Consider the following 9,412-nt stretch of genomic DNA (forward strand, 5'->3'; position numbering starts at 1 on the left):
GGGGGCGAAGTGGTCGTACCGGGTGGAGGAAGGCCGCTGCGTCCCGGCGAAGTAACGCCCCCGGGGCGCAGCCCCGGCCCCCTTTCCGGGGCTGCGCCCCGGGCCCCTCTTCCGCCTGCGGACCGTGGAGGGTTGCCCGCGCAGTTCCCCGCGCCCCTAGGCAGTTAGGGGCGCGGGGAACTGCGCGCTCAGCCACAGACAACCCGCAGACGACCACCGGGCCCTGAAGGGGCGCGGGGAACTGCGCGATCAGCCCGCCACACACCCGCAGACGAACCCCGGGCCGAAAGCGGGACCACAGACGGCTGAGGCACAAATCCGGTTCGCCGCCCGCCCGAGGGCTACGCGTCGAGGCCGATCGCGAACGCCGCCTCCAGGTCGTGCTGGGAGTACGTCCGGAAAGCCACATGCGTGTCCGTCACCTCCACGCCCGGGATCTTGCTGATCCGGCCGGGGATGATGTCCGCGAGGTCGTCGTGGCGGGCCACCCGGACCAGGGCGATCAAGTCGTAGGTGCCGGTCACCGAGTACACCTCGCTGACGTTCTCCAGCGACGCGATCGACTCCGCGATCTCGGGGATCCGGTCCACGCTGGTCTTGATGAGCACGATCGCGGTGATCACGGCTGGTTCTCTCCCTCGGTGGCGGCCGGCACGGAAGGCTTCGGCCGTTTCGGTCGTTTCACTCTAGCCGTCCGGCGGAACCGGACCCAGGCGTAGAGAAAGCCCAGGCCGAAGCCGACGAGATGGGCCAGGTAGGCCACTCCGGGCCCGGCCGGAGCGGCCCGTACGGCCAGCCACTGGAGCACGAACCAGAACACCAGCACCGGCGCCGCCGGGAAGCGCAGCGGCAGGAAGAAGAGGAACGGGAAGAGGCTGGTGACCCTGGCGCGGGGGAAGAGACAGAGGAAGGCGCCCAGGACGGCGGAGATCGCCCCGGACGCGCCCACCAGCGTCTGGTCGGAGGCCGCATGCGCCACCGCGTAGGCGAGCAGGGCGAGGTAGCCCGCGCCGAGGTAGAAGAGCGCGAAGCCGATCCTGCCCATGCGCTCCTCGGCCATCACGCCGAAGACGTGGAGGAAGAGCATGTTTCCCAGCAGGTGCAGCCAGTTGCCGTGCACGAAGAGCGCGGTGAGGGGGGTGAGGAGCGCGCCGGGGTCACCGGCCGTGAGTTCGTTCGGGACGACACCCCACCGGGCGAAATACGTGCTCTGGGCGGCGAGCAGCGCGTCGCCGGTCCCGTACGAGGGATTGAGGCCCGAGACGGGGCTGACGAGGAAGACCAGGCCGCAGGTCGCCAGCACGGCGTAGGTGACCACGGGGCCCCGCACCACCGCCGCCCGTACGGCGCTCGGCTTGATCATGAACAGAGCATGGCGTACCGGGACCGAACGGTACAGACCGCCTCGCCGTGCCGGGGGATACCCGGTAGGCCGTAGGGTTACGGGCAGTACATCCGCAGTTCGACGGCGCACCGCGAGATCCCCGACCACATCTTCGATACGTAACCGTGGAAATCCGTGGAAATCCGTGGAAAGAGGACAGCATCACATGACGAGCGTTCCCCAGCCCACCGCCACCACGCGGTGGCGCTGCACCCTCTGCGGCAATCTGACCCGCTTCGACGTCACCCGTTCGTCCAAGGTCGTCGAGTACGTCCATCTGGACCTCGCCGGAGAGCCGAAGGTCGAGGAACGCGAGGTGGTCAGTGAGACCATCGAGTCGGTGCGCTGCCGCTGGTGCAACGCGGTGGACCAGATCGAACTGGTGGACAGGCCGGGCGCCGGCTCCGAGTGAGCCGCCCCGGTGAGTGACGGACGACAGTTGAGGTGACGGATCGTGGAGCATGCAAGCGGTGCCGAACCGGCCGGTGCGGCCGGTGACGGCCCCGCCGAGGTGCTCGACCGACCGCTTCCCGAAGGGGTGCGGCGCAGGGTCGTCGCGCTGGTCTCGGACGCCTTCGGCGGGCTGACCGTCGCCGAACTGCCGTCGCAGTTGCGGCAGTACGCCCGTTTCACCCCGACTCGTCGTGCCAAGTTCGCCGGCAACGCCATGGCCGCGGCCCTGGAGTCCGACCCGGTCTTCCGGCAGCGGATCGGGGAGCGGTTCAAGGAGGGGCAGCCGGAGCTGGCGGGCGCGCTGGAGTCCGGCGCGCCGCCCGCGGCGGCCGACCCCGTGGACGTCGCCGCCGCCGCGTACGTCCTGCGCCCCACCGGCTGGGTGAAACTGGTCGCGGCGGCCGGCGAGGAGGCCCAGCGAGCGGACGCCGAGCGCGCCGACGAGGAGGGCCGGCGCGAGCTGGAGCGGCTGCGGGGCGAGCTCGCCGAGGCGCACGAGCGGCTGCGCACCGAGCAGGAGGAGCTGCGCGCCGACCTGGCCGCGGCCCGCAAGGAGGCCGAGGCGCTCCAGCGCAAGCTGCGCAGCGCGCTCAGCGACGTCAAGCGTGGCGAGGCCGCCCTGCGCAAGGTCACCGGGGAGATCGACGGCATCAGAGCGGAGGCGGCGGCCCGGGTGGCCGCCGCCGAGAGCGAGTCGCGGCGGATCAGGACCCGGCTCACCGAGGCCGAGGCGTCCGTCGAGGCGAGCCGCCGCGCGGTGCGCGAGGGCCGCTCGATCGAGGACATGCGGCTGCGGCTGCTGCTCGACACGGTCCTGGACGCCGCCTCCGGGCTGCGGCGTGAACTCGCCCTGCCCCCGGCCTCGGTGCGGCCCGCCGACACCGTGGAAGCGGTCGAACCGGGGCAGATGACCCCGAAGGACATCGCGGCCCGCGCGCTCTCCGAGACCGATCCCGCGCTTCTGGACCAACTGCTCGCGCTGCCCCAGGTACATCTGGTGGTGGACGGCTACAACGTCACCAAGACCGGCTATCCGACGATGCCGTTGGAGAAGCAGCGGCTGCGGCTGCTCGGCGGTCTCTCCGTGCTCGCCGCGCAGACCGGCGCCGAGGTGACCTGCGTCTTCGACGGCGCCGAGCTGGCCGCGCCGGTGCTGCTGGCGCCTCCCCGTGGCGTACGGGTGCTCTTCTCCAAGCCCGGGGTGACCGCGGACGAGCTGATCCGCCAGCTGGTACGGGCGGAGCCGTCCGGGCGGCCGGTGGTGGTCGTCTCGACCGACCGCGAGGTGGCCGACGGAGTGGCCAAGGCCGGCGCGCGTCCGGTTGCGTCCGTCATGCTCCTGAAGCGGCTTTCGCGCGTCTAGCAACTCCTGCGTTCAATGCCCGAATTCGGGTGATCAGTTCCCAGCGCTCTGTCAAGTGCCCATTACTACGCGTGGGATGACTGTAAAGAATCCTCCTTTCGACCGAGTTTTTTCCTATCAGGATTTGAACTGATCACAGGGGGGTCACTAGGGTCGGCTCGAACCTTCACGCGGTTGATCACTCGTCCGGGTGGCCGTGGAGGTACCGCCGAGTCCTTCGCTGTTCGGCGCTGAGGAAGAAGGAGCTCGCCTTCGTGGCGTCCCACCGTCGACCCAAGCCTGCGAGCCGCACCCGCGTGACCGTGCTCACCGCAACCGCCGCCGCAGCCGTCGCTCTCACGTCCCAGGCCGCGCACGCGGACCCGAAGCCGTCGAAGAGCGAAGTGAAGTCCAAGGTCGACAAGCTCTACGACGAGGCCGAGCAGGCCACCGAGAAGTACAACGGCGCCAAGGAGAAGCAGGACCAGCTGGAGAAGCAGGTCGGCGCGCTCCAGGACAAGGTGGCACGCGGCCAGGACGAGCTCAACAAGCTCCGCGACGGCCTCGGTTCGATGGCCTCGGCGCAGTACCGCTCGGGCGGCATCGACCCCTCGGTCCAGCTCTTCCTCTCCGCCAACCCGGACGACTTCCTGGACAAGGCGTCCTCCCTGGACCAGTTGAGCGCCAAGCAGACCGAGGCGCTCCAGAAGATCCAGGAGAAGCAGCGCAGCCTGGCGCAGCAGCGCAAGGAGGCCCAGGACAAGCTGAAGGACCTCGCGGACACCCGCAAGGAGCTCGGCAGCAAGAAGGCCGAGACCCAGTCCAAGCTCGCCGCCGCGCAGAAGCTCCTCAACTCGCTGACCGCCGCCGAGAAGGCGTCGCTCGCCTCCGACGACGCGCGCGCGAACCGCGCCAACGAGCGCGTCGACCTCGGCCACGAGGCCCCCGCCTCCGGCCGCGGCGCCGCGGCCCTCGCCGCCGCCCAGACGCAGATAGGCAAGCCGTACGTGTACGGCGCCACCGGCACCGCCTCGTTCGACTGCTCCGGACTCACCTCCTGGGCCTACCGCCAGGCGGGCGTCTCCATCCCGCGTACCTCGCAGGCCCAGGCCGGCGCGGGCACCCAGATCGGCCGCAGCCAGCTCAAGCCGGGCGACCTGGTGCTCTTCTACGGCGACCTGCACCACGTCGGCCTGTACGCGGGCAACGGCCAGGTGCTGCACGCGCCGAAGCCGGGAGCCGTCGTCCGCTACGAGGCGATGGACAACATGCCGTTCCAGTTCGGCGTCCGCATCGCCTGACGCCGGGGGCCCCGCGGCCCTCGTATAACAACTCGGTTGCCACCGCCCTCCGAACGGGCGAATTCCGGCAACTCGCGCTGACGCCACGCCCCGCCGGTGACCTGTGATCTCCGGCGGGGCGTCACTTTGCGTACACGTCCGGGTCTTTGGACCCCGTGTGGTCGTCCGACTACTGTCCGGCGTGCGGTTCCCCCGTGATCGTCCAACTCGTCGCCCACCGGGGCGGCAGGGGCCCGCACCAGCGGAAGGAGTGCGGCTTCCCGTGGCGTCCCATCGCCGTCCCACGCAGTCCGGGCTCTCCCAGAGCACCCGGGTCACCGTCCTGTCCGCCGCGGCGGCCACCGCGGCGGCGGCCTTCGCGGCCCCCGCCGGCGCCGAGCCGGCCGGCACCGGCAAGGAGCGCGTCGACCGGCTCTTCGCCCAGGCGGAGGAGGCCACCGAGCAGTACAACAAGGCGGACGAGCGCGCCGACCTCCTGCGCGAGCAGGTCAGGAACGCGCAGGACAGCGTCGCGCGCGGCCAGGAGCGCATCAACCGGATGCGGGGCGCGCTCGGCGCGATCGCCGGCGCCCAGTACCGCTCGGGCGGCATCGACCCCTCGATCGCGCTGCTGCTCTCCGAGGACCCCGACTCGTATCTCGACAAGGCCGCGGCCCTCGTCCGGATCGGTGAGCGCCAGAGCGCCGAGCTGCGCGAACTCCAGCAGGAGCAGCGGCGCATCGGCCAGCAGCGCACCGAGGCCACCCGCAAGCTCGCCGAGCTGGAGCGCAGCCGCGTGGAGGTCGCCCGGCACAAGCGGACCGTCGAGTCCAAGCTCGCCGAGGCCCGCCGGGTGCTGTTCGCGCTGCCGGCCGCCGAGCGGGCCGCGTTCGACCGGGTCTCGCGCTCGGGGCGCGGCGCACTGCCCGACCTGAGCGGTGCGGTACCCGCCTCCGGGCGGGCGGCGGCGGCCGTCGCGGCGGCCCGCCAGGCGGTGGGCCGCCCCTATGTGTGGGGCGCCAACGGGCCCTCCGGCTTCGACTGCTCGGGCCTGATGCAGTGGTCCTACGCGCACGCGGGCGTCGGGCTGCCGCGCACCTCGCAGGCGCAGCGGTACGCCGGGCGCCGGGTCTCCCTCTCCGAGGCGCAGCCCGGGGACCTGGTCGCCTACCGCTCCGACGCCAGCCACATCGCGATGTACGTGGGCAACGGCCAGGTCATCCACGCCCCCTACCCGGGCGCGCCGGTGCGCTACGACCCGGTGGGCATGATGCCCATCTCCTCGATCACCCGGGTGTGACCGTACGATCGGGAGGATGGCGTACGGCTGGCTGAGCGGCACAGGGCGACGGCGCACGGCGGGATACGGTCTCGCCGCGCTGCTGTTCCTGGGCGCCTGCTCCGCCCCGGCCCCGCGTCCCGACCCCGTCACCGGGCAGGTGCAGCGCACCCTGGACGGCCGGGCGGCGGCCGTCCTCGGGCACGACGAGCGCGGCTATCTGGCCGCCCTGGACCCGGGAGCGACGGGGCTGCGGGACGCCCAGCGGGCCGAGTTCGCCAATCTGCGCCAGGTGCCGCTGAGCGCCTGGGCGTACCGGGTCACCGACGTCAGCCGCACGGGCGGCCGGGCCACCGCCCGGGTGGAGCTGCGCTACCGGCTCGCCGGGTACGACAGCGCGCCGGTGACCTCGGCCAGGGTCATGGACCTCGACGAGCGGTCCGGGCGCTGGTACGTGACGGGCGACCGGGCGGGTGAGGGCGCGGCCGAACCGCTGTGGCGCCAGGGGCCGGTGTCGGTGGTGCGCGGCGTACACAGCCTGGTCCTCGGCGTCGGCCRGGMCYGGCCGACGCTCCAGCGGATCGCCGACACCGCCGACCGGGCGGTACCGGCCGTGACGGCCGCCTGGCCGGGCCGCTGGGCGGGCCGGGTGGTGGTCCTGGTGCCCGCCTCGCTCGACGCGATGGCGGCGCTGCTCGCCGCGCCCCCGGCCTCGTACCGGGGCATAGCCGCGGTCACCACGGGCGAGGCGGGCGCGGGCGGGGCGGCGCCCGCGGACCGGGTGATCGTCAACCCCGAGGCGTACGGCGTGCTGGGCGACCTCGGCCGGCGGGTCGTCCTCACCCATGAGACCACCCATGTCGCCACCCGCGCCCGCACCTCCTCCGCCACCCCGATGTGGCTCTCGGAGGGATACGCGGACTGGGTCGGCTACCGCGGCACCGGACGCACCCCCGCCGAGGCCGCGCCGGAGCTCCAGGAGGCGGTGCGGCGCGACGGCCCGCCCGGCGACCTGCCCGCCGACTCCGACTTCGGCTTCGAGGGCGGCGCGGACCGGCTGGCCCGCGCCTACGAGGGCGGCTGGCTGGCGTGCCGCATGATCGCCCAGCGCTGGGGCGAGGCGAAGCTCGCCGCTCTCTACGCGCAGGTGGGCGGCGAGAAGCACCGCGAGGGCGCGCTGGAGAAGGCACTCAACGACCAGCTGGGCACCACGCCGCGGGATTTCACGACCCTGTGGCGCGGCTACGTCCGCGACCAACTGGGCTGATCCGTTCGGCGCTCGCCGGGTCACCGCGTGCGGCGTCGCCCGGATGCACCGGCGGCTGCGTGCGGCCGTTCAGCGCACCAGGACCGAGAAGACCCTCGTGCGGACCTGCTGAACGGGCAGCGGGGGGCGGGGGACCGTGGTGCGCCACAGGCGGCGGCACGCGCTGACCGACGCCACCACCAGGAGCCCGTTGCGGACGGACAGGAGCAGCACCCCGAGCCAGTCGCTCGCCACCACGTGCGAGAACCAGATGGGGAACTCCAGCAGGGTCACGCCCGCCGCCGCCAGCACCAGATACGCGGGGCGCGCCATCGGGGAGCGGCGTACGGCCAGGCACACCGCCGCGAGGCCCACCAGCCAAATCAGGTACTGCGGGCTGATCACCCGGCTGGTGGTGGTGAAGAGCAGCACGGCGGTGAAGGCGGCGTCCGCGAGGGTGCCGGGGCCGGTGCGGCGCGCCCGCAGCCGCCACAGCAGCAGCCAGCCGAACGCCAGCGCGGTGAGCCCCATCGCCAGGGTGGAGACCAGCGGTACGTACGGGCCGAGGAACTCCACCGACCCGTAGTTGAGCTGCGCCCGGCCCCGCCAGCCCAGATGGCGGGCCACATGGAAGACGAGGGCGCCGAGCGACTCCACCTCGGTGCCCCGGTCGCGCTGGAAGGTGAGGAACGCGAAGGCACCCGGCGCGACCGCGTGGCACACCAGCAGGAAGGCGCCCGCGGTGACGGCCGCCGTCGCCCAGGCCCGCCGCGGCGCCCGGGCCAGCAGCAGCACGGGCCACCCCTTCAGCAGGGCGCCGAACGCGGCCAGCGCCCCCAGCACCCTTGGGCGGCGCGCCCCGGCCAGCAGCGCGGCCACCGCGACCGCCGTCACCATCAGGTCGTAGCGCGCGTACGCGGTGGGCCCCAGCAGCGGTACGCCCCACACCCAGAGCCGGGCGCCCGCGCGGGACCCGCCGGGGCGCCCGCCCGCGTACAGCAGCAGTCCGAGGACCAGCGCGTCGGCGAGGAGCGCGAGGACGAAGAAGGCGGCGGCGTAGTCGAGGAAGGGCAGGGCCGCGGGGGAGAGGATCGCCAGCGCCGCGGCCGGCGGGTACTGCCAGGTGACGTCGTCCAGCGGATACGTGCCGGTCCTCAGCACCTCGTACCAGCCCTGGTAGATGACCGACACATCGCTGGTGACGTCCGGGCCCGGGACGACCAGCACCCGCAGGACGCAGAGCAGCAGCAGGCAGCGGGTGACGGCGAACACCGCGAGGAGTCCCGGCGCGCTCCTCGCGCGCCCTGTGCCGCTTCCTTCCGACATGCACACCCCGTCCCTGTATCGCGTGTATCGGGCCTTTCGCCCGCCGCCTCATGATGCCGGGCGGGGCCGGGCGCGAGCGACGAGGCGGGGCCGTTCGGTACTGTCGGCGGCGATGCACAAGACGTTGATCGTGACCAATGACTTCCCGCCGCGCCCCGGCGGGATCCAGGCGTTCCTGCACAACATGGCGCTGCGCCTGGACCCGGAGCAGCTCGTCGTCTACGCCTCCACCTGGAAGCGGGGCCGCGAGGGCGCCGAGGCGACCGCCGCCTTCGACGCCGAGCAGCCCTTCACCGTGGTGCGCGACCGCACCACCATGCTGCTGCCCACCCCCCGGGTGACCCGGCGCGCGGTCGCCCTGCTGAAGGAGCACGACTGCTCCTCGGTGTGGTTCGGGGCCGCCGCGCCCCTCGGCCTGATGGCGCCCGCGCTGCGCCGGGCCGGAGCGGAACGCCTGGTCGCCACCACGCACGGCCACGAGGCGGGCTGGGCCCAGCTGCCGGGCTCGCGGCAACTGCTGCGGCGCATCGGCGAGGGCACGGACACGATCACGTACCTCGGCGAGTACACCCGCTCCCGGATCGCCGCCGCGCTCAGCCCGCGGGCCGCCGACCGGATGGTGCAACTGCCGCCGGGGGTCGACGAGAAGACCTTCCACCCCGGCTCGGGCGGCGACGAGGTCCGGGCCCGCCTCGGACTCACCGACCGGCCCGTCGTGGTCTGCGTCTCCCGCCTCGTCCCCCGCAAGGGCCAGGACACCCTGATCCTCGCCATGCCGTCGATCCTCGCGCGCGTGCCGGACGCGGTGCTGCTGATCGTGGGCGGCGGGCCGTACGGCAAGGAGCTCCGCGCCCTGGCCGAGAAGACCGGGGTCGCCGCCTCGGTCCGCTTCACCGGCGCGGTGCCGTGGGCCGAGCTGCCCGCGCACTACGGCGCCGGCGACGTCTTCGCCATGCCCTGCCGCACCCGCCGGGGCGGCCTCGACGTGGAGGGCCTGGGCATCGTCTACCTGGAGGCCTCGGCGACGGGCCTGCCGGTGGTGGCGGGGGACTCGGGCGGCGCGCCCGACGCGGTGCTGGAGGGGGAGACGGGGTTCGTGGTG

Annotated in this window: 9 protein-coding genes; 6 read left to right on the forward strand and 3 right to left on the reverse strand. The window is 73.2% G+C overall.

The features are described 5' to 3' along the window. Positions 1–341 precede the first annotated feature (341 nt). Both ACJA3G_RS21560 and ACJA3G_RS21565 read right to left on the reverse strand, forming a co-directional pair. Positions 342–623, reverse strand: a complete 282-nt coding sequence (locus ACJA3G_RS21560; protein ID WP_067158275.1) for an Lrp/AsnC family transcriptional regulator — start codon at positions 621–623, stop codon at positions 342–344. Further along, positions 620–1,363 (reverse strand): rhomboid family intramembrane serine protease, encoded by a 744-nt coding sequence (locus tag ACJA3G_RS21565; protein ID WP_406554662.1) that lies wholly within the window; start codon positions 1,361–1,363, stop codon positions 620–622. Before ACJA3G_RS21565 ends, ACJA3G_RS21560 begins: the two co-directional genes overlap by 4 nt. Positions 1,364–1,550: 187 nt before the next feature. Between ACJA3G_RS21565 and ACJA3G_RS21570 the strand changes: the two genes are divergently transcribed. The 5 genes from ACJA3G_RS21570 to ACJA3G_RS21590 all read left to right on the forward strand — a co-directional run bounded on the left by ACJA3G_RS21570 (position 1,551) and on the right by ACJA3G_RS21590 (position 7,005). Beyond that, positions 1,551–1,796 carry a hypothetical protein gene (locus ACJA3G_RS21570; protein WP_406554663.1) on the forward strand — a complete coding sequence of 82 codons (246 nt, stop codon included), beginning with the start codon at positions 1,551–1,553 and terminating at the stop codon, positions 1,794–1,796. A 42-nt stretch (positions 1,797–1,838) separates the two neighbouring features. Beyond that, positions 1,839–3,200 (forward strand): NYN domain-containing protein, encoded by a 1,362-nt coding sequence (locus ACJA3G_RS21575; protein WP_406554664.1) that lies wholly within the window; start codon positions 1,839–1,841, stop codon positions 3,198–3,200. A gap of 254 nt (positions 3,201–3,454) precedes the next feature. Continuing rightward, positions 3,455–4,480, forward strand: coding sequence for an NlpC/P60 family protein (locus tag ACJA3G_RS21580; protein WP_406554665.1), 1,026 nt, complete (start codon positions 3,455–3,457; stop codon positions 4,478–4,480). Positions 4,481–4,742: 262 nt separating this feature from the next. Next, complete coding sequence (locus tag ACJA3G_RS21585; protein WP_406554666.1) at positions 4,743–5,759, forward strand: NlpC/P60 family protein; 1,017 nt, start codon at positions 4,743–4,745, stop codon at positions 5,757–5,759. A gap of 16 nt (positions 5,760–5,775) precedes the next feature. Continuing rightward, positions 5,776–7,005: a hypothetical protein gene (locus ACJA3G_RS21590; protein WP_406554667.1), complete on the forward strand. Its 1,230-nt coding sequence runs from the start codon at positions 5,776–5,778 to the stop codon at positions 7,003–7,005. 69 nt (positions 7,006–7,074) lie between these two features. Here ACJA3G_RS21590 and ACJA3G_RS21595 read toward each other — a convergent pair whose 3' ends face one another. Then, positions 7,075–8,310, reverse strand: a complete 1,236-nt coding sequence (locus ACJA3G_RS21595) for a glycosyltransferase 87 family protein (protein ID WP_406554668.1) — start codon at positions 8,308–8,310, stop codon at positions 7,075–7,077. Positions 8,311–8,422: 112 nt separating this feature from the next. Here ACJA3G_RS21595 and ACJA3G_RS21600 point away from each other — a divergent pair. Further along, positions 8,423–9,412, forward strand: a 990-nt coding sequence (locus ACJA3G_RS21600; RefSeq protein WP_406554669.1) for a glycosyltransferase family 4 protein, incomplete at its 3' end; no start/stop codon positions are given.

The sequence above is a fragment of the Streptomyces sp. YS-3 genome (genome assembly GCF_045257485.1).
In the GTDB taxonomy this organism is placed as follows: Bacteria; Actinomycetota; Actinomycetes; order Streptomycetales; family Streptomycetaceae; genus Streptomyces.